At 71.5% G+C, this 22,820-nt stretch carries 20 protein-coding genes; 9 read left to right on the forward strand and 11 right to left on the reverse strand.

The genetic code is table 11. The annotated features are described in order from the left end of the window. Nucleotides 1-151 precede the first annotated feature (151 nt). From ACIPPS_RS21925 to ACIPPS_RS21945, 5 genes are all read left to right on the forward strand, one after another. Nucleotides 152-769, forward strand: coding sequence for a hypothetical protein (locus tag ACIPPS_RS21925; RefSeq protein ID WP_401434684.1), 618 nt, complete (start codon nucleotides 152-154; stop codon nucleotides 767-769). A 14-nt stretch (nucleotides 770-783) separates the two neighbouring features. Further along, a complete protein-coding gene (locus ACIPPS_RS21930; protein WP_362414199.1) occupies nucleotides 784-960 on the forward strand; it encodes a hypothetical protein in 177 nt (58 codons plus the stop codon). 116 nt (nucleotides 961-1,076) lie between these two features. Further along, nucleotides 1,077-1,559 carry a BlaI/MecI/CopY family transcriptional regulator gene (locus tag ACIPPS_RS21935; RefSeq protein WP_401434511.1) on the forward strand — a complete coding sequence of 161 codons (483 nt, stop codon included), beginning with the start codon at nucleotides 1,077-1,079 and terminating at the stop codon, nucleotides 1,557-1,559. 9 nt (nucleotides 1,560-1,568) lie between these two features. Beyond that, nucleotides 1,569-2,093 carry an amino-acid N-acetyltransferase gene (locus tag ACIPPS_RS21940; RefSeq protein ID WP_401434513.1) on the forward strand — a complete coding sequence of 175 codons (525 nt, stop codon included), beginning with the start codon at nucleotides 1,569-1,571 and terminating at the stop codon, nucleotides 2,091-2,093. 224 nt (nucleotides 2,094-2,317) lie between these two features. Next, a complete protein-coding gene (locus ACIPPS_RS21945) occupies nucleotides 2,318-2,653 on the forward strand; it encodes an Lsr2 family protein (protein WP_315892591.1) in 336 nt (111 codons plus the stop codon). Here the strand turns inward: ACIPPS_RS21945 and ACIPPS_RS21950 are convergent. Next, nucleotides 2,632-3,213: an SCO3374 family protein gene (locus ACIPPS_RS21950; protein ID WP_401434517.1), complete on the reverse strand. Its 582-nt coding sequence runs from the start codon at nucleotides 3,211-3,213 to the stop codon at nucleotides 2,632-2,634. The genes ACIPPS_RS21945 and ACIPPS_RS21950 overlap by 22 nt on opposite strands. 471 nt (nucleotides 3,214-3,684) lie before the next feature. On the opposite strand from ACIPPS_RS21950, the gene ACIPPS_RS21955 reads away from it, so the two are divergent. Continuing rightward, nucleotides 3,685-6,210, forward strand: coding sequence for an ATP-dependent Clp protease ATP-binding subunit (locus ACIPPS_RS21955; RefSeq protein WP_401434520.1), 2,526 nt, complete (start codon nucleotides 3,685-3,687; stop codon nucleotides 6,208-6,210). Nucleotides 6,211-6,299: 89 nt separating this feature from the next. Here ACIPPS_RS21955 and ACIPPS_RS21960 read toward each other — a convergent pair whose 3' ends face one another. Further along, nucleotides 6,300-9,362 carry an NACHT domain-containing protein gene (locus ACIPPS_RS21960; protein ID WP_401434523.1) on the reverse strand — a complete coding sequence of 1,021 codons (3,063 nt, stop codon included), beginning with the start codon at nucleotides 9,360-9,362 and terminating at the stop codon, nucleotides 6,300-6,302. A 477-nt stretch (nucleotides 9,363-9,839) separates the two neighbouring features. On the opposite strand from ACIPPS_RS21960, the gene ACIPPS_RS21965 reads away from it, so the two are divergent. Then, entirely contained in the window at nucleotides 9,840-10,550 is a 711-nt protein-coding gene (locus tag ACIPPS_RS21965; protein WP_401434526.1) for a M23 family metallopeptidase, read from the forward strand. 21 nt (nucleotides 10,551-10,571) lie between these two features. Here ACIPPS_RS21965 and ACIPPS_RS21970 read toward each other — a convergent pair whose 3' ends face one another. Continuing rightward, nucleotides 10,572-11,129 (reverse strand): TetR/AcrR family transcriptional regulator, encoded by a 558-nt coding sequence (locus tag ACIPPS_RS21970; protein ID WP_401434529.1) that lies wholly within the window; start codon nucleotides 11,127-11,129, stop codon nucleotides 10,572-10,574. Between the two features lie 137 nt (nucleotides 11,130-11,266). Between ACIPPS_RS21970 and ACIPPS_RS21975 the strand changes: the two genes are divergently transcribed. Beyond that, the gene (locus ACIPPS_RS21975) at nucleotides 11,267-12,847 is read left to right on the forward strand and encodes an MDR family MFS transporter (protein ID WP_401434532.1); all 1,581 of its coding nucleotides are present in this window, start codon (nucleotides 11,267-11,269) and stop codon (nucleotides 12,845-12,847) included. Nucleotides 12,848-13,191: 344 nt separating this feature from the next. On the opposite strand, the gene cseC is transcribed toward ACIPPS_RS21975, so the two are convergent. The 6 genes from cseC to ACIPPS_RS22005 form a co-directional block, all read right to left on the reverse strand. Next, nucleotides 13,192-14,526, reverse strand: a complete 1,335-nt coding sequence (gene cseC, locus ACIPPS_RS21980; RefSeq protein ID WP_401434535.1) for a two-component system sensor histidine kinase CseC — start codon at nucleotides 14,524-14,526, stop codon at nucleotides 13,192-13,194. Nucleotides 14,527-14,575: 49 nt separating this feature from the next. After that, the gene (gene cseB, locus ACIPPS_RS21985) at nucleotides 14,576-15,283 is read right to left on the reverse strand and encodes a two-component system response regulator CseB (protein WP_401434538.1); all 708 of its coding nucleotides are present in this window, start codon (nucleotides 15,281-15,283) and stop codon (nucleotides 14,576-14,578) included. A gap of 28 nt (nucleotides 15,284-15,311) precedes the next feature. After that, nucleotides 15,312-16,016: a hypothetical protein gene (locus tag ACIPPS_RS21990; RefSeq protein WP_401434541.1), complete on the reverse strand. Its 705-nt coding sequence runs from the start codon at nucleotides 16,014-16,016 to the stop codon at nucleotides 15,312-15,314. Beyond that, nucleotides 16,004-16,567, reverse strand: a complete 564-nt coding sequence (locus ACIPPS_RS21995; RefSeq protein WP_401434544.1) for a SigE family RNA polymerase sigma factor — start codon at nucleotides 16,565-16,567, stop codon at nucleotides 16,004-16,006. Before ACIPPS_RS21995 ends, ACIPPS_RS21990 begins: the two co-directional genes overlap by 13 nt. 509 nt (nucleotides 16,568-17,076) lie before the next feature. Then, nucleotides 17,077-18,003, reverse strand: a complete 927-nt coding sequence (locus tag ACIPPS_RS22000) for an A/G-specific adenine glycosylase (RefSeq protein ID WP_401434546.1) — start codon at nucleotides 18,001-18,003, stop codon at nucleotides 17,077-17,079. 249 nt (nucleotides 18,004-18,252) lie between these two features. Beyond that, nucleotides 18,253-18,906: a phosphatase PAP2 family protein gene (locus tag ACIPPS_RS22005; RefSeq protein ID WP_401434549.1), complete on the reverse strand. Its 654-nt coding sequence runs from the start codon at nucleotides 18,904-18,906 to the stop codon at nucleotides 18,253-18,255. Between the two features lie 158 nt (nucleotides 18,907-19,064). Between ACIPPS_RS22005 and ACIPPS_RS22010 the strand changes: the two genes are divergently transcribed. Then, nucleotides 19,065-19,916: a hypothetical protein gene (locus ACIPPS_RS22010; protein ID WP_401434551.1), complete on the forward strand. Its 852-nt coding sequence runs from the start codon at nucleotides 19,065-19,067 to the stop codon at nucleotides 19,914-19,916. A 114-nt stretch (nucleotides 19,917-20,030) separates the two neighbouring features. Here the strand turns inward: ACIPPS_RS22010 and disA are convergent, their stop codons facing one another. After that, on the reverse strand, nucleotides 20,031-21,089 hold the full coding sequence (gene disA, locus ACIPPS_RS22015; RefSeq protein ID WP_401434687.1) for a DNA integrity scanning diadenylate cyclase DisA: 1,059 nt from the start codon (nucleotides 21,087-21,089) through the stop codon (nucleotides 20,031-20,033). Between the two features lie 174 nt (nucleotides 21,090-21,263). After that, nucleotides 21,264-22,676, reverse strand: a complete 1,413-nt coding sequence (gene radA / locus ACIPPS_RS22020) for a DNA repair protein RadA (protein WP_401434554.1) — start codon at nucleotides 22,674-22,676, stop codon at nucleotides 21,264-21,266. Between the last annotated feature and the right edge of the window lie 144 nt (nucleotides 22,677-22,820).

The raw sequence follows: 22,820 nt of genomic DNA on the forward strand, positions 1-22,820 counted from the left end.
GCCGTCGGGCGCACCCGGAGCGGTGTCCCGCTCACGGCGGCCGCACGGCCGTCCCCGGGTGCGCCGCGCCCGGGGATGATCGGTAAACGAAATTTGTCCGATTAGCGCGTATCGTCACCTCATGCCCACGCCATACGGATCCCGTGGCGGCATGGCGTTCAGCGCGGACGAGCTGCGTGTGCTCCGACGCGCCCTTGCCACCGCCCTCAACCCCGCCCCCCTTCAGGACGAGGACGTCCAGGACTGTCTGCGCCTCGCCGAATCCGTGGACGACACCGTCCGCGAGGCAGGCCGGCTCCGGGCGTTCCTCCTCGCCGACCTGACCCGGTACCGCGAGGCCCTGCCCGGCTCGCTCACCGGCTATCTGGAACTCCTCCGGGACGCCCTCGGCGCGGGGTACGACCCCGGCGCCGACGACCTCGCCGCCCTGCGCGCCCTACGGGCCAACCCCCGGGCCGCCGCCCTCCTGGAGCGCTGCCAGGTCCTCGCCGAACGGTCCGTGCGCGCCCGCCTCGCCCGCGTCTGCCAGGCGACGCTGCCCGCGCCGGCCGTGCTCGCGCTGCCCGCGCCGGCGCTGCCGGTGACCCCGGCGCCCCGCGTCCGGCTGCTCGCCCTGCCCGGTGGTCGCGTCGCCGACCAGCCCAAGCAGCCGGCCACCCCGAAGAGCCCCGCCCCCGCGAAGCGGCCGGCGCCCAAGCCCTCCGAGGTGTTCCCGCCGCGCCGCCGCCCCGTACCCCCGCCCCCACCCGAGGAACGCGCCGCCGGATAGCTACTCTGGACGGCATGGACTACGTATCCGCGCTCCTGCCCCCCGTCGTGATGGCCGTGTTCTTCACCGCGCTCGTCGTCACGATCGTGAAGAGCCAGGGCGGCCCCAACAAGGCCAAGGAGGACGCGGCCGTGGACGCCGCCCTCGCCCGCGCCGAGGCCACCCGCCAGGCGGACGGCGCGGCCTCGTAGCCGGACCGGCCCGCTCGCACCGAAGGACGTACGACCGCTTTCAGGTCGTACGTCCTTTTTGTTGCGTTTCCCCGTCAATAGTCGGCCATTCCCGCTTCGCGGACTATGGTGGCGGTGTGCCCCGCCAATTGGGAGAGCTGGAAGACGCCGTCATGACACGCGTCTGGCAATGGAACCGCCCGGTGACCGTCCGGGAAGTCCTGGAGGATCTCCAGCAGGAACGCTCCATCGCCTACACGACCGTCATGACCGTAATGGACAATCTCCATCAGAAGGGCTGGGTACGCAGGGAAGTCGACGGGCGTGCCTATCGATATACAGCGGTCTCCACCCGGGCCGCCTACTCGGCCGCACTGATGAACGAAGCCTGGGCGCAGAGCGACAACCCCGCGGCCGCCCTCGTCGCGTTCTTCGGCATGATGTCCAGCGAGCAGCGCGAGGCGCTCAACGACGCGATCCGAATCGTCGGGTACAACGCCCCCGAGCCCCCCACCCCACCTGCGGAGCAAGCCGCCGCGACCACATCGGCGGGCGCCGCGGCCGGCCAGCCGGAGACCCTCGGCGAGGGCGCCGACGGAACCGGCGACACCGGGCGATAACGTCCCCCCATGCCGTCCTCCGCCGCTTCGAAAGCCGTCACCGTTCGCCGCGCCCGCACCGCTGATGTCGCCGCGGTGCGCCGCCTTGTCGACCCCTACGTCGGCCGGGGCATCCTGCTCGACAAAGCCACCGTGACGCTTTACGAGGACATCCAGGAGTTCTGGGTCGCCGAACGCGACGAGGACGCCGTCGTGGTCGGCTGCGGCGCACTCCATGTGATGTGGGAAGACCTCGCCGAAGTGCGTACTCTCGCGGTGGATCCCGAGTTCAAGGGCGCGGGCGTCGGACATCACGTGCTCGACAAGTTGCTGGACACCGCCCGTTGGCTCGGGGTGCGCCGGGTATTCTGCCTGACCTTCGAAGTCGACTTCTTCGCGAAGCACGGGTTCGTGGAGATCGGTGAGACTCCGGTCGACGGAGATGTGTACAGCGAGCTCCTGCGTTCCTATGACGAGGGTGTCGCCGAGTTCCTCGGTCTCGAACGAGTGAAGCCGAACACCTTGGGCAACAGTCGGATGCTTCTGCACCTCTGACCGTAACGATCGTTCTGAACCCGCTCCGAACCCCCTCCGAACCCGCTCCGAACCCGCGCGGAAGCAGCACCGGAACCCCCTTCGGAACCCGCACGGAACCTCTATGTCCGAATCGCGCACGTTTCCCGCGTTGCCAGGCTTCTGAACCTCTCCCAGGGGTTTGTGTTTTTCAGGGAAAAGCGGTTTCCTTTCCGCGTACTGCATTTTCGATGAAAGGAAATCCGGTGGCACAGAAGGTTCAGGTCCTTCTTGTCGACGACCTCGACGGTGTCGAGGCGGACGAGACCGTGACGTTCGCGCTGGACGGCAAGACTTACGAGATCGACCTCACCACCGCCAACGCGGAGAAGCTCCGCGGCCTGCTCGAGCCGTACACCAAGAGCGGTCGGCGCACCGGTGGCCGCACCGCCGGTACGCGCGGCAAGGGTCGCGTCGCCCCCGGTGCCGGTCCGGACACCGCGAAGATTCGCGCGTGGGCCAAGGAGAACGGCTACAACGTGAACGACCGCGGCCGTGTCCCGGCGGAAATCAAGTCCGCCTACGAGGACGCGAACCGCTGACGGGCCGGCTGCTGAGCGTTCAGCAGCCGTACGCGGTGGCATTCCGCCGCGGCGGCCGCCACGAGCCGTACGAGGCAGGGGCCGGCCGCGTCGGCCCGCGCGGCGGGCCGCAGGGCCGGCAGGGAGGCTTCCACCGCCCGGCCGGGCTCGGGGGCGCGCAGCCACACGGCGGCGCCCGGCGCGCCGGAACCGCTCCATCCTGGGGGAACGGGAGCGGCCATCCGGCTGCCGGCGCCCAGCGCGGTGAGATCCAGCGAGATCCCGCCCCACTCCAGCCAGTCGAGCAGCCCCGGCAGCTCCTCCGCGCTCCCCGCGGCCACCAGTAGCCGCATCCGCCGCCCCGCAAGGGCCACCGGCCCGGTGCCGCCCGCGCCCGTCCTGCGCAGTACAGCCCTGCCCGCCTCGGCGGACAGCTCCAGGACGTCGAAGCGCAGCCCCGTCACCAGTGCCACCGGCGGGCCAGCCACCGTCGCCCACCCGAGCCGCTCCTCGTACCACCGCACGGGATCACCGTCGAGCGGCGAGCGGGGCGGCGGCACGCGCGGCGCGAGGAAGGACATGACCGGGCAACGCCCCCGAGGTCCCCTTGGTTACGCCGGGCGCCCCGGATCTCACGCTGTGTCCTCGCCCGACTGCGGTCCGTGTCCGCGCGGGGGGCGTGCGGGTGCATTCGGCAGCGCAAGGATGTTCGCCCGTAGCGGAGGGAACCGGGGTGTGCCGCATGGAGTGTCCGTGCCTGCGGGTAAGACATTCCTAGTGAGGAGGTACGACTCGCGGGGATTCGCGTCTCACGTTCGCCATCGGCGTACTGGAGGCGGGGGTAACTGCTTGGCCTGCGGGAACATCGTCTCGCACCATCGAGTTGGAGCATTTGTCGGCTGTTCGGCAGCAGGTCTCCCCAGGGACAAGGGGGTGATCCGGACGGATGTCGGCAGTTGGAATGAGCGGTCCCCGCTTGCGGGACTAAGCTGCGGAAGGACAGGGAGGGGATCGACCCCTAACTGACTGACCGCTCTGAGGAGCGATTAACGATGTTCGAGAGGTTCACCGACCGCGCGCGGCGGGTTGTCGTCCTGGCTCAGGAAGAAGCCCGGATGCTCAACCACAACTACATCGGCACCGAGCACATCCTCCTGGGCCTTATCCATGAGGGTGAGGGTGTCGCCGCTAAGGCCCTGGAGAGCCTCGGGATTTCGCTCGAGGCGGTCCGCCAGCAGGTTGAGGAGATCATCGGGCAGGGGCAGCAGGCCCCGTCCGGCCACATCCCCTTCACCCCGCGTGCCAAGAAGGTCCTGGAGCTGTCGCTCCGCGAGGCCCTCCAGCTCGGCCACAACTACATCGGCACGGAGCACATCCTGCTCGGCCTGATCCGCGAGGGCGAGGGCGTCGCCGCCCAGGTCCTCGTGAAGCTGGGTGCCGATCTCAACCGGGTGCGGCAGCAGGTCATCCAGCTGCTCTCCGGCTACCAGGGCAAGGAAGCCGCCACGGCCGGCGGTCCTGCCGAGGGCACCCCCTCGACGTCCCTGGTCCTCGACCAGTTCGGCCGCAACCTCACCCAGGCGGCCCGCGAATCCAAGCTCGACCCGGTCATCGGGCGCGAGAAGGAGATCGAGCGGGTCATGCAGGTGCTGTCCCGCCGTACGAAGAACAACCCGGTTCTCATCGGCGAGCCCGGCGTCGGCAAGACCGCCGTCGTCGAGGGCCTCGCGCAGGCCATCGTCAAGGGCGAGGTGCCCGAGACCCTCAAGGACAAGCACCTCTACACCCTGGACCTCGGCGCGCTCGTCGCCGGCTCCCGCTACCGCGGTGACTTCGAGGAGCGCCTGAAGAAGGTCCTCAAGGAGATCCGTACCCGCGGCGACATCATCCTGTTCATCGACGAGCTCCACACCCTCGTGGGTGCGGGTGCCGCCGAGGGCGCGATCGACGCCGCCAGCATCCTCAAGCCGATGCTGGCCCGCGGTGAGCTCCAGACCATCGGTGCGACCACGCTGGACGAGTACCGCAAGTACCTGGAGAAGGACGCCGCGCTCGAGCGCCGCTTCCAGCCCATCCAGGTCGCGGAGCCGTCGCTGCCGCACACGATCGAGATCCTCAAGGGTCTGCGCGACCGTTACGAGGCCCACCACCGGGTCTCCATCACGGACGAGGCCCTCGTCCAGGCCGCGACCCTGGCCGACCGGTACATCTCGGACCGCTTCCTGCCGGACAAGGCGATCGACCTGATCGACGAGGCCGGCTCCCGGATGCGCATCCGCCGGATGACCGCGCCGCCGGACCTCCGCGAGTTCGACGAGAAGATCGCCGGCGTCCGTCGGGACAAGGAGTCCGCGATCGACTCCCAGGACTTCGAGAAGGCGGCGTCTCTCCGCGACAAGGAGAAGCAGCTGCTGGCGGCGAAGGCCAAGCGGGAGAAGGAGTGGAAGGCCGGCGACATGGACGTCGTCGCCGAGGTCGACGGCGAGCTGATCGCCGAGGTCCTCGCGACCGCCACCGGCATCCCGGTCTTCAAGCTGACCGAGGAGGAGTCCTCGCGTCTGCTCCGCATGGAGGACGAGCTCCACAAGCGCGTCATCGGCCAGAAGGACGCCGTCATCGGCCTCTCGCGGGCGATCCGTCGTACGCGAGCCGGTCTGAAGGACCCGAAGCGTCCCGGTGGCTCGTTCATCTTCGCCGGCCCGTCCGGTGTCGGTAAGACCGAGCTGTCCAAGGCGCTCGCCGAATTCCTCTTCGGCGACGAGGACGCGATGATCTCGCTCGACATGTCGGAGTTCAGCGAGAAGCACACGGTTTCCCGTCTCTTCGGTTCCCCGCCCGGATACGTGGGGTACGAAGAGGGCGGCCAGCTCACCGAGAAGGTGCGCCGCAAGCCGTTCTCCGTCGTCCTCTTCGACGAGGTCGAGAAGGCCCACCCCGATATCTTCAATTCCCTTCTCCAGATCCTGGAGGACGGTCGCCTGACCGACTCCCAGGGCCGGGTCGTGGACTTCAAGAACACGGTCATCATCATGACGACCAACCTCGGGACCCGGGACATCTCGAAGGGCTTCAACCTGGGCTTCGCGGCCCAGGGCGACACGAAGTCCAACTACGAGCGGATGAAGGCGAAGGTCAGCGACGAGCTGAAGCAGCACTTCCGCCCGGAGTTCCTGAACCGTGTGGACGACGTCATCGTCTTCCCGCAGCTCACCGAGGCCGACATCCTCCAGATCGTCGACCTGATGATCAGCCGGGTGGACGAGCGCCTGAAGGACCGGGACATGGGCCTCGAGCTCTCCCAGTCCGCGAAGGAGCTGCTCGCCAAGAAGGGTTACGACCCGGTGATGGGCGCCCGGCCGCTGCGCCGGACGATCCAGCGCGAGGTCGAGGACTCGCTCTCCGAGAAGATCCTCTTCGGCGAGCTGCGTCCCGGCCACATCGTGGTCGTGGACACCGAGGGCGAGGGTGAGGAGAAGAAGTTCACCTTCCGCGGCGAGGAGAAGTCGGCCCTGCCGGACGTCCCGCCGATCGAGCAGGCGACGGGCGGAGCGGGCCCGAACCTCTCGAAGGACGCGTAGGCGTCCCGACCGGATGACAGGGGCGGCCCCGGACTCGACAGAGTCCGGGGTCGCCCCTTTCTCATGTGCGGAGCCTCATGTGCGGAGTCTCATGTGCGGAGCTCGACGGTGGGGGAGAGGTGCTCGGTGCCGGTGAGCGTCGCGCCGGGGGCGGAGACGCAGGACAGCCTCGTCAGCGAGGCCAGGGGCGTGAGGTCGTGGAGATGGACCTCCTCGAAGCCCCAGAGGCCGAGCTGCTCCAGCGCCGGGAAGGCGCGGGCGATCGCCTCCAGCGGGGCGGAAACCCCATCGCAGTCCAGGTCCAGCAGCGTGACCGGCAGCCGCAGGGTCTCCGGCAGGCTCTCCACGGCCACATCGGGCAGGGAGAGCGCGGTGAGCCGACCGAGGCTCGCCAGCGCGCGCCAGTCCCCCGCGGTCAGGGCGAGAGCCCGGGTGACCGCGAGCTCCCGGAGAGCCGTCAGGGGGCGCAGGGCGTCGAATCCCTCTTCCGGACAGGTCCCGAGGACGAGCGTCTCCACCTGATCGCCGAGGGGGAAGGAGCCGAGGAGCCGGCCGATCGCCCCGTGCACGCCGAGGGTCCGTGCAGCGCCCAGCGCATCGCCCAGCAGCTCCACACCCCTGGGGGTGAGGCGGCCGCGCAGTTCGAGGCCCTCGGGGCGCAGCCCGCGGCGGACGATCTCGGCCGCCTGGGCGTCGGAGGTCACGGTGAAGTTGATCCGCGAGGTGTCGAGCCGGGTGATGATCTCCTCGGCGTACACCGCGGCGTCGAACCGGGACCAGCCCCACATCAGCTGGGACTGCACCCTGAGCGAGGGGTGCCCGGTGAACCGCGCGAGGTACGGCAGGGTGGCGTCGTCCGCGATGTGGGTCGCCGTGATGACCGCGTGCAGCGCCGCCTCGTCGTCCAGCCCCTCCGGCCCCGGCAGCAGGTCCAGGACCGCCCGCCCCACCGACGCCAGCTCCCGGGCCTCCTCCGCGCCGCTCGGCGGGATGACCGCCGCTGTCCGGGCCAGGATCCGCTCACGGATCTCCGGCGCCACCTCCGTCGCCTGCTCCAGCGCAGCCGCCGCCACCACCAGGATCCGCAGCCGTGTACGGCGGTCCGGCGCCGCGTCGACCGCGCGCAGCAACTCCCCGAAGATCTCCGCGCATTCACGCGGGCGCGCGTGGCCGACGGCCATGCGGATGACGTCCTCCCACTGGTCGTCCGCCGCGTGCCGGACCAGGACGCCGATGTCCCAGCGGTCCACGAGCGCCTTCGCCGCCAGGTAGTCCTGGAAGGTGCGGTGCACGAAGTCGACCGTCTCCTCGGTCGGTTCGCGCAGCAGGCCGCTGCGGTGGAGCAGGTGGGTGAAGACCGCTCCGGGGTCGTACCCGGCCGCCTCCGTGACGGCCGGCGCCGCCTCCCGTACCACCGACTCCGCGTGCGAACGGTCGATCGTCGTACGGCCGTTGAGGGTCAGCCAGTACGCGATCCGCTGGATCAGCTGGATCTGCGGAGCCTCGCCCAGCTCGATCCCGTACGGCGTCCCCATGTCCCGCTCGCGGTCCCGTCGGGTGAGGAGCATCGACAGCGCCGCGTCGTACAGCGCCTTCCGGGCGCGCGGCAGGAATCCCCGGCGGCTGCGGTGCAGGGCGCAGATCAGGCCGCACATCAGGGGGTTGGTGGCGAGCTGGGCGACGTCGGAGGTGGTGCGGAGCGCGTCGAGGAGGGGCTGCTCGTACCGTGCCGCCTCCGGTCCGGCCGCCCGGTGCCAGCGGCGGACGAAGGTGGTGACCTCGGCGGTGGACATCGGGGCGAGGGTGAGCTCGGTGAAGCCGTCGGACGCCAGCCAGTCGTCGCGTACGGCGGTGGGGCGCGAGGTCACGAGCCAGCGGTTGCCGTCGTAGCTGTCGAGGAGGTCGCGGAGCCAGCGGCGGGCCCCCTCGCGCTCGGCCTCCGGGATCTCGTCGATGCCGTCGACGAGCACCAGGCCGCGCCCGGCCGCGAGGACCCGGTCCGCCCAGCCGTCGGGGGCGGGGAGCGGGCAACCGACGGCCGAGAGGAAGCGGTCGGGGCTGGGGAGCCGCTCGCCGTGGCGGGTGAGGCTGCGCAGGGGGAGGACGAACGGGATCCGGTCGTGGAGGTACGCCATGTCGTCGACGAGGTCCTCGCGGGTCGCCGAGACGGCCAGCCACTGGACGAGCGTGGTCTTGCCGGAGCCGGCGAGTCCGCGCAGCAGCACCTTGTCCTGCTGGGCGAGGGCCTGGTCGGCGGGGCCGCCGAGGTCCTGGGGACGCTCGCCCACCACCCACGTGTACGGGACGCCCCCGGGCGGGACTGCGTGGGACGCCGCCAGGGCACCGGTGAAGGCGTCCCCTGTTCCAGCCAGGTGGAACGTGCCCTCTTCGCTCGGGCGAGTCGGCCACCTCGGCGTCTCGGCCTCCAGGACGAAGTCCGTCGCCGTCGCCTCCAGCGACAGATACGCCACGTCCAGCGGCCACTTCTCCGGCGCGCCCTCCAGGTCCACGCCGTAGATCGTGAGGCTGCCGTGCTTCCGCGCCACGTACGCGAGGTACCGCCGCTCGAACTCCGCGTCCCGGGCGTCCACCCGGGGCGTGCGGCGGATGACCTCGTCGACCTTGGCGGTCAGCTCCGCCTGGCCCCTGGTCTGCTCGACCAGCGTCCGGGGCACGAAGGAGGACCGCTGGGTGAAGAACTCGAGGATGTGGACGCAGGCCCACTGGGTGAGCGAGCCGAGGGAGTGGGTGGAGTCCGTCGACAGGCCGTCCGGGGCCGGGGCCTTCGCCCGCAGGGCGCGGGCGAGGGCCGTGGGACCGAGGTGGACGGCCTGGACGTCGTCCATCTCCAGGTCGCCCAGGGCGAGCAGGGCGGCGGCCAGCGCGTCGGCCAGTGCCACGGTCTCGTCGGCGGGGAAGGGCCGCTCGCCGGGGCCGTCCGCGGCCCGCTCGACGAGGGTGGCGGCGAGCTTGCGGACGTCCTTCTCGGTCAGGGTGCGCTTCTCGCCGCGGAAGGAGACGAGCCCGGAGAGCCGGATGCGCCGGGCGGAGCCCGTGAGGCCCGCCCCTGGCGCGTCGCTGACCAGGAGTTTCTTCAGCAGTGGGGCCGCCGCCGAGGAGGCGAGGCGGGTGGCCACGAGTGACGGGTCCATAGGTGTCCCCCCTGTGGTTCTCGACGGCGTCAGCCTAGTGCGGGACGTGATCCAGAAGGGTCTGGTCGCGTGACCCAGGTCCCATTCGGGAGGCGGGCTCCGTGACAAGGCGCACAGGCGTTTCAAGGGGTACTAACCGGAATAGTGCTGCCGTTTGGTGTCACTTCGGGACGTTCAGGTCTCCGGGTGGGGGGCTTTGGCCCTGATGGGTCCCGAACCGTGCGGGAAGTGGCCTGTAGGTCCGTTTCATGCGGGTCGGCGTGCGGATAACCCGGTTCTTCTGTCCCTCTATGTCCGATTTCGTGATGGGGGTTTAAGGGTCGTCAAGGGCTGAACTTCCCGGCCCATCACTACGACGCAATGTCGTAGATGGGGGGTTTTACCCCGGATGGGGGGCTGGGTTACCAAGGATGAGCAACAGCCCGCCCGGCGCACTGCCTGCGGCGGGTCCCGTTCTGTCCGGAGGTTTTCCCCCGTATGTCGAAGCGCGTTATGAACCCCGCCGCCCGAGTCACCGCCGTCGCCCTCGCCACCGCGGGTCTGGGAGTCTCGCTGGTGGCCGGCGCAGGGTCCGCCTTCGCCGCCGAGGGCAAGGCCACCATCGCGTCTGCCGCGACCGGTGCGTCCGCTGCCGTCGCCGCGCAGGCCGATGCCCAGGCGCACGCCGCCACCGCCAAGCTGGCCGCCCAGCAGGCCGCCGCCGCGAAGAAGGCGGCCGCCACCAAGGTCGTCAAGATCAAGGCCGCCCCGGTCGCCGCCAAGAAGGCCCCCTCCTGGGTCAAGCCGGTCGGCGGCTACACCCTGAGCGCCAGCTTCAACCAGGGCGGCGCCATGTGGGCCCACAAGCACTCCGGCCAGGACTTCGCCGTCCCGACCGGCACCCCGGTCAAGGCCGCCGGCGCCGGCACCGTCGTGAAGGCCGGCCCGAACGGCGGCGGCGACGGCCCCGCGTACGGCAACGCCATCGTCGTCAAGCACGCCAACGGCAAGTACTCGCAGTACGCGCACCTGTCGAAGATCAACGTGCACATCGGTCAGAAGGTCGGCGCCGGCCAGAAGATCGCCCTGTCCGGCAACACCGGCAACTCGTCCGGCCCGCACCTGCACTTCGAGATCCGTACGACCCCGAACTACGGCTCCGCCCTCAACCCGGCCGCGTTCCTGCGCTCGGTGGGCGTCACCATCTGACCGTAGCCACGGTCACCACCGCTACGGCGCGTGATGCGCCTGGGCAAGCAGATCGAGGGCGACCTCGAGGACGGCTTCGTGCTTCTCCTCGAGGTCGCCCTCGACGTTCTGCATGAAGAACGTCCCGGCGTGCAGCGTGAAGATCGCGCTGACGCAGCGCACCCGGTCGGCCATCGCGAAGTCCGGCTCCTGCACCAGCTCCGTCACCTCGAGCATGCGCTCCTTGAACGTCAGGCCGATGCTGAGCTCACGCACGGTGGCCTGGTTCTCCTGCATGAACCTGTACAGCGGGGCCGCGTCCAGCAGCGCCCGCTGGTAACGGCGCAGTGCCTCCTGGCGGGTCTCCAGGGTGCGCGGCTGGGTCTGCCCCCAGGCGATCAGCTCGTCCATGGGGCGGGTGAGGTCCTGGAAGAGCCCGATCAGGATGTCTTCCTTGGTCTTGAAGTGGTAGTACAGCGCCGCCTTCGTGACGTCGAGCCGTTCCGCGATCTCGCGCAGCGAGGTCTTCTCGTACCCCTGCTCGGCGAAGAGTTCGAGAGCCACGTCCTGGATGCGCTGGCGGGTGTTGCCTCTGGCCATGGTCTGCTCGCTCCCACACACTCTTACTTACTTGACGCCCGGCTAGTTACGCGTCTACCGTCCCCCAGTGTAGTAACTAGCCGGGCGGCAAGTAAGTGACCCGGTCGGCTACCGGGAGACCAGGGGACGAGTAGGACATGACCACCACGACACCATCACCGCAGCCGGCCGAGGAGGCGGAGCAGCCGCGCAGCGTCCGCGTCGTCCTCCTCGCCCTGATGATCGCGATGCTGCTCGCGATGCTCGACAACATGATCATCGGCACCGCGATGCCGACGATCGTGGGCGAGCTCGGCGGCCTGGCCCACCTTTCCTGGGTCGTCACCGCCTACACCCTGGCCACCGCCGCCTCCACGCCCATCTGGGGCAAGCTCGGCGACATGTTCGGCCGCAAGGGCGTCTTCCTCACCTCGATCGTGATCTTCCTGATCGGCTCGGCGCTCAGCGGCATGGCCCAGGACATGGGTCAGCTCATCGGCTTCCGCGCGGTCCAGGGTCTGGGCGCCGGTGGTCTGATGGTCGGCGTCATGGCGATCATCGGTGACCTGATACCGCCCCGCGAGCGGGGCAGGTACCAGGGCATGATGGCCGGCGTGATGGCCCTCGCCATGATCGGCGGACCGCTGGTCGGCGGCACCATCACCGACCACTGGGGCTGGCGCTGGTCCTTCTACATCAACCTGCCGCTCGGCGCCGTCGCCCTGGCGATGGTCACCGCCGTCCTCCACCTGCCGAAGAAGAAGCGCGACCGCTCCACCCGGATCGACTTCCTCGGCGCCGGTCTGCTGACCGTCGGCATCACCGCGATCGTCCTCGTCACCACCTGGGGCGGTACGGAGTACGCCTGGGGCTCCGCGACCATCGTCGGCCTCTCCGTCCTCGGTGTCGCCGCGCTCGCCGCCTTCCTCTGGGCCGAGACCCGCGCGAACGACCCGGTCGTCCCGCTGCACATCTTCCGCAGCCGCAACTTCACCCTCATGTCGGTGATCGGCTTCCTCACCGGCTTCGTGATGTTCGGTGCGGTCCTCTTCCTGCCGCTCTTCCAGCAGTCCGTGCAGGGCGCCTCGGCGACCAACTCCGGACTGCTGCTGCTGCCGATGCTGCTGGCGATGATGGTCGTCTCGCTGGTCTCGGGCCGGATCACCACCACCAGCGGCAAGTACAAGATCTTCCCGATCATCGGTACGGCGCTGATGGTGATCGGCCTCTTCCTGCTCGCGCAGATGGACACCGACACCTCGCGCATCACCTCCGGGATCTACATGGCGGTGCTCGGCGCCGGCATGGGCTTCCTGATGCAGATCACGATGCTCGTCGCGCAGAACAGCGTCGAGATGAAGGACATGGGCGTGGCGTCCTCCTCGACCACCCTGTTCCGGACCCTCGGCTCCTCCTTCGGTGTCGCGATCATGGGCGCGCTCTTCACCAGCCGCGTCCAGGACGAGATGGCGTCGCGCGGCGGCTCGGAGCTGACCCAGCAGTCCGCCCAGCTCGACGCGGCCTCCCTGGCGAAGCTGCCGGAGGCGCTGCGCGAGGCGTACCAGCACGCGGTGGCCGCCGGTACGCACTCCGCCTTCCTGGTCGGCGCGGCGATCGCGGTCGTCGGCTTCGTCCTGGCCTTCCTGGTCAAGGAGGTCGCCCTGCGCGGCGCCGGACCGGAGAAGAAGCCGGACGGGGCGGGGGACGGCGAGCAGGCGAAGGTCGCGGAGACGGTCTGACGGCGGCCCCGCGCCGTCCGACGCGGGGCAGGGCTCCCGGCCCGTACGTGCGACGAAGCCCCGGCACACCAGGTGTGCCGGGGCCTTCCCGTGCCCGCGCGGGGGTCCCGGCCGGCCCGGCCCGGCCCGGTCCCGGCCGGTCCGGCCTTGTCCCGGCCGGTCCGGCCCAGTCCCCCCGGTCCGGCCTGGTCCCGCTCGGTCCGGCCCGGTCCGCCCGGGTCCGGCCCATCCCCCCGATCCGGCCTAGTTCTCCTCAGCCCGACTAGCCGACTAGCCGACTAGCCGACTAGCCGACTAGCCGACTAGCCGACTAGCCGACTAGCCGACTAGCCGACTGGCCCGACCTAGCCCCCCAGCCCTGCCTGGTCCGGGAACTTGATCATCGGGAAGCTGCCCGTGCTCGTCGGCGCGTGGTCCGGCAGCCAGAGCACCGCGATCGCGCCGCCCGCCCCCTCCGGAGTGCCCTCGGGCGCGGCGTTGCGGAACGTGAGCCGCGCCCCCAGGACCCGGGCCTGCCCCGCCGCGATCGTCAGCCCGAGCCCGTGCCCCTGCCCCGCGCGGTCGCTCGCTCCGGTACGGAACCGGCTCGGGCCCTCGCGGAGGAGCGCCTCGGGGAAGCCGGGGCCGTGGTCCCGTACGCGTACCACCCGGCCCTCGACCGTGACCTCGACCTGCGGCTTGCCGTGCTTGGCCGCGTTCGCGAGCAGGTTTCCGAGGATCCGCTCCAGGCGCCGGGGGTCGGTGCTCACCCACGACTCGTGGACCACGTGCACGACCGTCTCCGGGTCGAGCGCCCGCACCCGGCGCTCCACGAACTCCCCGAGTGCGATCTCCTGAAGCTCGGCGCGCTCCGAGGCGCTGTCGAGCCGGGCGACCTCCAGGACGTCCTCGACCAGCGTCCGCATGGCCTGCGCCCGGTCCCGTACGAGTTCGGTGGGGCGCCCGGGCGGCAGCAGCTCCGCCGCCGTGAGCAGACCGGTCACCGGGGTGCGCAGCTCGTGCGCGATGTCGGCGGTGACCCGGCGCTCGGCCTCGATCCGCTCCTGGAGGGCGTCCGTCAGCGCGTCCACCGCGCGCGCCAGCTCGTCGGTCTCGTCGCGGACGACTCCGCCGATCGCGTCCCGTACCCGTACGTCCGTGTTGCCCTGCGCGACCCGGCCGGCCGCCGCGGCGGCCTTGCGCAGCCTGCGCGAGAGCTGGCCGCCGATGAGCACACCGAGCGCGCAGCCACCGAAGACGACGGAGACGGAGCCGATGATCAGCGCACGGTCGAGGTCCTCCATGATGGCCGCGCTGCGGTCCGCGAACGGGATGTGCAGGGACAGGACGTCACCGTTGGCGAGCGGCACGGCCGCCCAGACGTCGGGCGGGCCGCCGTGGCTGTGCTCCTGGACGTACGTGCCGCGCCGCTGGTCGCGCATCAGCTGGTCGAGCTGGGGCGGCAGCATCGGGTCGTTGATCTTGGTGCCGAAGCGTGGCTCCTTCGGCTTGGAGCTCTCGTACAACCGCTGCGCGAAGAGGAGCCGCTCCATCTGCACCTCGCGCGCGTTGTCGAGCATCGAGACGCGGGCCGAGTTGTGCACGACCAGGCTGAGGGTGACCGCGATGAGGGCGCCCACGGCCGCGATGGCGACGGCGATCTTCCAGCGGACGCCGGTGCGGAGGGCGAGCGGCTTCACCGTCTGACCTGCCTACTGTTCCGGTGGGGGCGCGCTGTGCGGGGCGCGCTCATCCCTTGAGCTTGTAGCCGAAGCCGCGGACCGTCTCGATCCGGTCCTGGCCGATCTTGGTGCGCAGCCGCTGGACGTGGACGTCCACGACGCGGGTGTCGCCGCCCCAGCCGTAGTCCCAGACCCGCTCCAGGAGCTTGTCCCGGGACAGGACCGTGCCCGGCGCGGAGGAGAACTCGAGCAGCAGCCGCATCTCCGTCGGCGTCAGCCCGACCGGCGTGCCGCCCTTGCGGACCTCCATGCCCTCGGTGTCGACCTCCAGGTCCCCGAAGACCAGCAGCCCGCCCTCGGCCCCCGTCTCCTCGCCCCCCGCCTGGCCGGACGCCGGGCCGCCGGCGTGGCCGAAGCGGCGCAGCACGGCCCGGATGCGGGCCACGAGCACGGACCCGTCGAAGGGCTTGGTCACATAGTCGTCGGCCCCGGCCTCCAGGCCGAGGACGACGTCGATGGAGTCGGCGCGCGCGGACAGCATGATCACCGGCACGTTCGACTCGTCCCGGATGCGGCGGCACAGACTCACGCCGTCCATGCCGGGCAGCATCACGTCGAGCAGCGCGATGTCGGGGCGGTCGGCCCGGAACGCCTCCAGGCCCGAAAGCCCGTCGGGCATGGCGGTCACCACGAAGCCGTCCCGCTCCAGCGCCAGCTGGGTGGCCTCACGGATGACGTCGTCGTCCTCGACGAACAGCACATGTGTCTCGGCCATCGCGCGCCCTCTCACTTCACGTTCGTGTTCAGCTGCCGCTCGGCTCGGTCGTCGTGGGGCCGTCGAGGCCCCCGTCGCCGACCGCGCGGCTGTAGTCGTTGTGCACCCAGTCGTGCTGGGAGAACTTGTTGCCCGCCCAGCGGTACGTGATCACGTCCTCGCCCGAGGGGTAGGCCACCGGGTCGCCCTTGGCGTACACCTGCTTGGTCACCACCAGGTCGCCCCGGTCGATCGTGGCGTACACGGCCGCGTCCTCGACCATGAAGACGTTCTGGTAGCCGCCCTCGGTCTCGCGGTACACGTACGTGCCGATACCGACGGCGTCGCCGCACGTCATCACGTTGACGACGACATCGGGCGAGGCGCCGCCGGTCAGATTCCCGTACGAGGTGTCCACGGGGTACGCGTCGGCGACGCAGGGCTTCAGGTCGTCCTTCAGCCGTGCGCCGATCTTCGGGTCGTCCTTGATCAGCGCGATCGGGTCGACCCGCTTCGCGGGCGGCTGGCCGGAGGAGGCGGAGGGCGAGGACGGGGCCGGGGCGGCCGAGGCCACCTCGTCGGCGCGGGCGGCGCCCTCGTCGCGGGAGCCCGTACCGCCGGTGGAGCAGGCGGTCAGGGACACGCCGACGGCGGCGAGCACGGCCACCGCCGTGGTGCTCGCCGCCTTGACGGACCGGCGGCGCGGGCCGCCGGGCCCGTCGCCGCCGTCGATTCTGGCGCCTAGGCCGCGCACCGGTCCTGCCCCCGTTCGTGCCGTCGTACGGTCGAGCGCTCCAGAGCACGGGCGTCCTCGACGCCACGGCTCTCCAGTTCCTGACGCAGTCGGGCCAGTGCGCGGTGGAGCGTGGACTTCACCGTACCCGTCGACATGCCGAGCGCGGCCGCCGTCTCCTCCGTGCTCATCTGCTCCCAGTGGCGCAGGACGACGACACTGCGCTGCTTCGGGGCGAGCACCTTGAGGATGTCCATGAGCAGCGCGCGGTCGGCGTGCTGCTCGGTGGCGTCGTCGACGGACGCGTCGGGCAGCTGCTCGGTGGGGACCTCGTCGAGCTTGCGGGCGCGCCACCACTCGGTACGGGTGTTGATCATCACCCGGCGCAGGTAGGCGTCGGCGAGCGACTTGTCGGCGATCCCGTCCCAGCGCCCGAACGTGCGGACGAGGGCGGTCTGGAGGAGGTCCTGGGCGTCGACCGGGTCGGGGACGAGCCGACGGGCGCTGCGCAGCAGCGCGTCCTGCCGAGTGCGTACGTACTCCTCGAAGTCGAGCACCTCGCCGTGCGACATACCGACCGCCTCCATCCCCGTGACCAGCTCGTTTGCTTGACGTCGATGACGCTACGGAGCAGTTGTCACGAGCCTGTGCGCCCCAGCCGTCGACGGACGCACGGCTGTCCATCGGTTGTGTAACAGGGGGGTGGAGTGGGTATTGGGAGGGGCCCGTGTGGGCAATCGTCAGCCTCGTCGCCCACCCCCCCCGTGTGGGCAATCGTCCCGCTGGGCGGGACGGGTGGGCACACGGGACGGCGCCCTCGCGGGCGCCTCCGCTCCCTGTGCCTGGCGCCCACGCGGCCGGCGCTTTGGCAAGCGCGTCCGCCCATGTGGCCGGCGCCTTGGCAAGCGCGTCCGCCGATGTGGCCGGCGCTTTGGCAAGCGCGTCCGCCGATGTGGCCGGCGCTTTGGCAAGCGCGTCCGCCGATGTGGCCGGCGCCCACAAGACCGGCGCCCTTGCGAACGCGCCCAGCCCCCACGCGCCGGGCCCCCCGCGCACGCCCTCCCTCAAACCGCCGCCCCCGTCACCCCCGCGGCAACCGGTACCGCCCGTCCTCCAAAGGCTCCACGAGCCCGTCCGCCACCAGCCCGTCCAGCGCACGCCCCCGCTGCACCGCCTCGTCCCAGACCGCGTCCAGGGCGGCCTGCGACACCGGACCCGCCGAGTCCCGCAGGACGGCCAGCAGACGCCCCCGCACCTGCCGGTCCGTGCCCGCGTACGTCTGCCCGCGCCGGGCCGGCCCGGCGTGGGCCGGCTTCCCCGCGAGCCGCCACGCGCACCGGTCGGAGATCGGGCACCGCCCGCAGTCCTCGTTCTTCGCCGTGCACACCAGCGCGCCCAGCTCCATCGAGGCCGCCGCCCAGCGCGCCGCCGTCCCCTCGTCCTGCGGCAACAGCTCCCGCGCGAGCCTGCGCTCGGCGGCGGTCGTCGCGTTCGGCGGGTACTGCACGCCCGTCGCCGCCCGGGCGAACACCCGGCGGACGTTCGTGTCGAGGACCGGATGCCGCTGCCCGTACGCGAACGAGGCCACCGCCGCCGCCGTGTACTCCCCGATCCCGGGCAGCGCCAGCAGCGCCGCGTGTTCGTTCGGCACATCGCCGCCGTGCCGCTCCGTTATGGCGACGGCCGCCGCGTGCAGCCGCAGCGCGCGCCGCGGGTAGCCGAGCCGGCCCCAGGCGCGGACGGCCTCGCCGGGCGCGTCGGCGGCGAGGTCGGCGGGGCGCGGCCAGCGCGCCAGCCACTGCTCGTACACCGGCAGCACCCGTACGACGGGGGTCTGCTGGAGCATGAACTCGCTGACCATCACGCCCCACGCCCCCGCTTCGGGGCGCCGCCAGGGCAGGTCACGGGCGTGCCGGTCGAACCAGGCGAGGACGGGCCCGTGCAGAGCGGCGGACACCTCGGCGGCTGCCACCGCGCCGGGCGCCGCGGCAGCCGAGGCGCCGAACACGGGCGCACCGGGGCCACCGGACGCACCGGGCACAACGGGGGCACCGGGGGCACCGGCCGCACCGGCCGCAACAGAGTCACCGGCCGTAACGGAAGCACCGGAAGCACCGGAAGCACCGGAAGCACCGGAAGTACCGGAAGCACCGGAGGCACCGGAGGCCATGGAGGGAACGGAGGGAACGGAGGGAACGGAGGAAGAGGCATCGGTGGAAGTCATCGCACCTCCGATCCTGGCATGCCCGACGCGCGATCAGTACGCGCCGTGGCGCACGCCCCCGGGGCGCGTGGAGGCGTGCGGGCGCGGTCCAGGCCCCGCGCACCACACCACCGCGCCGTTCCGGCTCGCCCGCGCCGCCCCCACCAGCGCCCGGACCGGTCGCTTCGCGCCCGTGACGACCAGGAACGCCACCGCCGCGCCGAGCAACAGCCCGACGGCCACGTCGTGCGGGTAGTGGACGCCGACGAAGACCCGGGAGAACGCCATGAGCAGCGCCATCGGCACGGTCAGCCACCCGGGCCCGCGCCAGGACAGCGCGAGCGCGACCGCCGCCGCGCCCGCGATGGCAGCGTGGTTGCTGGGGAAGGACCAGTCGCCGGTCGGCGGGCACGGGACGAGCGAGGCGGGCGCGCCGACGACCGCCCGGCACGGACGCTCCTCGTCCACCACCGACTTGAGCGCCTCGCTCACCACGTATCCGAAGGCGGTCGCGAGCGGGGCGAGCAGGGCGAGGGCCATCGCGCCGCTCGGCGCGGACCTGGCCCGCCACCAGCCGGTCAGGAACAGCACGCCGAAGAGCAGGAGTCCGGCCTCCGTCCACACCTCGGTGAGCACCTGCAACCAGTGCGGAGTGGTGTGGGCGAAGTCCGTGACGTCGCGATAGAGATCGTCCGAGAGGGTGTCCATGGGCGGGACGCTAGGCGGTGGCCGACAACCGCCGCCTTGGTCCAAGGACCACGATCACCCCCGACGAAAGTGGGGTGGGTGTGATCATCGGCAAAACTTGATGCCTGAGGCGGCGGGTGGGGCGGGAGTTGGCGCCGATCTCTCGTAAGGTTCGTGGCGTGGGATCACTGCGCAATCCGGTCGGGCCGCTTCCCTCCTCCATCTACTGGCGACGGAGGGCGGTCGCGCTGTGCCTGATCGCCCTCGTGGCGCTCGTCGCCCTCTGGGTCGTCACCTCCGGTGGCGGCGGTGGCAGAAAGCCCAACGACGGCGCCAACGGCTCTTCACCCGCGCCCTCGATCACCCCTGGGCCCTCCGGTTCCGGTCCCGCGATCAGTGAACAGCCGGGCGGCCGGGACGAGTCGGGCGGATCCGGTGAGAACTCCGGTGGCGACGGCGGTAACGGCGGTAACGGCGGCACCGGTGGCGACGGCGGTGCGGACGCGGGCACCGGCACGGGGTCGGATGCCGGCACCGAGGGCGGCGGCAAGAACGGCGACACGGACGGCGCGGGCGGCGCGGGCGGCGCCGGAACGAGCGCGGGGCAGCAGGTTCCGGCCAATTCTCCGCTGCCGAACTGCACTGCCGGAGCACTGCGGTTGACCCTGCGCAGCGCCAAGGTCTCGTACGCGCCGGACGAGAAGCCGCGCTTCCACCTGGTCGCCAAGAACACCTCGGCCACCGCGTGCAAGGCCGATCTCGGCCCGAAGAACGCGGTCCTGACGGTCAGTGACAACCAGGACGACGACGTCTGGTCCTCCCAGGACTGCCCGCGTCCGGCCGCCTCGATCCTGCTCCGGATCCCGGCGGGTGGAACGATCACGCACACCGTGGAATGGGACCGCGCCCAGAGCGCCCCGCAGTGCGCCACCGCCCCGGCGGGGCCGGTGGGGCCGGGCACGTACCTGGTGGAGGCGACCATGCCGGGCGTGAAGGTTTCGCCGGCCTCGTTCACCCTGGCCAAGGACTGAGCACGGGAGCTGCGGTACGACGAAGGGGCGGTACGGGATCCCGTACCGCCCCTTCGTCGTACCGCCCCCGCAGGTCGGCCTCCGCGGGTCAGCCCGCGGACGTACCGCTCCCCATCAGACGTACCGCTCCAGAATCGAGGACTCCGCGAGCCGCGACAGGCCCTCGCGGACGCTGCGCGCCCGGGCCTCGCCGACACCGTCGACCGTCTGGAGGTCGTCGACGCTGGCCGCGAGCAGCTTCTGCAGGCCGCCGAAGTGCTCCACGAGCCGCTCGATGATCGCGCCGGGCAGCCGCGGGACCTTGGCCAGGAGCCGGTAGCCGCGCGGGGAGACCGCGGAGTCGAGGGTCTCGGGGGAGCCGCTGTAGCCCAGGGCCCGTGCCACGATGGGCAGTTCGAGCAGCTCGGCGTGGGTGAGCGCGTCGAGCTCGGTGAGCGCCTCCGTGACCGTGCGCGAGCGCTTGGCCGTGGGCTCCGGTACGTAGTCCCGGACGACGAGCTCGCGCTCGGGCTCCACGCCCGCGATCAACTCGTCCAGCTGGAGCGAGAGAAGCCGGCCGTCCGTGCCGAGCTCGACGACGTACTCGGCGATCTCGGTGGCGATCCGGCGGACCATCTCCAGGCGCTGGGCGACGGCCGTGACGTCCCGGACGGTGACCAGGTCCTCGATCTCCAGCGCGGAGAGCGTGCCGGCGACCTCGTCGAGACGGAGCTTGTACCGCTCCAGGGTCGCGAGCGCCTGGTTGGCGCGGGAGAGGATCGCGGCGGACTCCTCCAGGACGCGGCGCTCGCCGTTGACGTAGATGGCGATGAGCCGCATCGACTGGGAGACGGAGACCACCGGGAAGTTGCACTGCTTGGAGACCCGGTCGGCGGTGCGGTGCCGGGTACCGGTCTCGTCGGTGGGGATGGACGCGTCCGGCACGAGCTGGACACCGGCCCGGTGGATCTTGGAGATGTCCTTGTCGAGGACGAGCGCGCCGTCGAGCTTGCACAGCTCGCGCAGCCGGGTCGCGGCGAACTCCACGTCCAGCACGAAGCCGCCGGTGCACATCGAATCGACCGTTCTGTCCATACCCAGCACGATCAGACCGCCGGTGTTCCCTCGCAGGATGCGCTCGAGACCGTCGCGCAGGGCGGTGCCGGGAGCGACCGCGCTGAGGGCCGCGCGCATCAGCGCTTCGTTCCCGTCCTTGGCTGCCACTGCTCTCCTCCGGCTCGTACGGATGGGCGAGACCAGGGCAAAGTCTAGCGACACCGGTCCGCACCTCTCCGCCGCACGCCGGAGCGCCCCTGCGGCAACGGCGCGCGGCGCCCCGCGCGCCCCCTCCGCCCGCCCCTCTCCGAGCTACCCCTGCTCGCCGCGCTCGTCGCGCGGCGCGGCGGCGCGGCGGCTCCTCGGCAGCACCCTCAGCGCCTCGCCCATGTCCGCCACCTCCGTGACCTTCATGCCCGCGGGCACCTTCCCCGGATCCCCGGGGACCAGCGCGTGCGTGAACCCGAGCCGGTGCGCCTCCGCGAGCCGCCGCTGCACGCCCGTGACCCGCCGCACCTCGCCCGCGAGGCCCACCTCGCCGATCGCGACGAGGTTCTTCGGGAGCGGCGTGTCGCTCGCGGCGGAGGCCAGGGCGAGGGCGATCGCCAGGTCGGCGGCGGGCTCGGACAGCTTCACGCCGCCGACCGTCGCCGAGTAGATGTCCCGCTTGCCGAGCGCGCTGATCCGACCGCGCTGCTCCAGGACGGCCAGCATCATCGAGACCCGGGAGGTCTCCAGGCCCGAGGTGGTCCGCCGGGGCGACGGGATCTGGGAGTCGACGGTCAGCGCCTGCACCTCGGCGACCAAAGGCCGGCGGCCCTCCAGGGTGACCGTCAGGCAGGTGCCGGGCACGGCCACGTCGCGCCGGGTCAGGAAGAGCCCCGAGGGGTCGGCGAGGCCGGTGATCCCCTCGTCGTGCAGCTCGAAGCAGCCGACCTCGTCCGTCGCCCCGTACCGGTTCTTCACGCCGCGGACCAGCCGCAGGCGCGCGTGCCGGTCGCCCTCGAAGCTCAGGACGACGTCGACCAGGTGCTCCAGGAGGCGGGGACCGGCGATGGCGCCGTCCTTGGTGACGTGACCGACCAGGAGGGTGGACATGCCCCGCTCCTTGGAGGCCCGGATCAGGGCGCCCGCGACCTCACGCACCTGGGCCATGCCGCCCGGCGCCCCGTCGATCTCGGGCGAGGCGACGGTCTGCACGGAGTCCATGACCAGGAGGGACGGCTTGACCGCGTCGAGGTGTCCGAGGACGGCGGACAGGTCGGTCTCGGCGGCCAGGTAGAGGTGGTCGCTCAGCGCGTTGATCCGGTCGGCGCGCAGCCGGACCTGGCTCGCGGACTCCTCACCGGTCACATAGAGCGTGCGGTGCTCGTCGCTCGCCGCCTTCGCGGCGACGTCGAGCAGCAGCGTGGACTTGCCGACGCCGGGCTCGCCCGCGAGCAGGACGACCGCACCGGGCACCAGGCCGCCGCCCAGGACCCGGTCCAGCTCGTCCACCCCCGTGGAGCGCGCGGTGGCCTGGCGGCCGTCGACCTGGCCGATGGGGACCGCGGCGGTGGAGACGCGGCCGGCGGCGGTGGTGCGGACGGCGGGCGCGCCGTACTCCTCGACCGTCCCCCAGGCCTGGCACTCGGGGCAACGGCCGAGCCATTTGGCGGTCGTCCAGCCGCATTCGGTGCAGCGGTAGGACGGCCTGTCCTTGGCGGATTTCGTACGGGCAGCCATGCGCCACACCGTAGCGGCCCCCACTGACAGCGACCGCGGAGCCGGGATCCGGGCGGCTCCACGGCACCTCACGCAGCACCCCCGCGGCAGCGGAATGCCATGTTCCTGTCCCCTTTTGAGGGATACCTTCACCCGTAAGGATTA

The sequence above is a fragment of the Streptomyces sp. NPDC090127 genome (assembly GCF_044746945.1).
Taxonomy (GTDB): Bacteria; Actinomycetota; Actinomycetes; order Streptomycetales; family Streptomycetaceae; genus Streptomyces.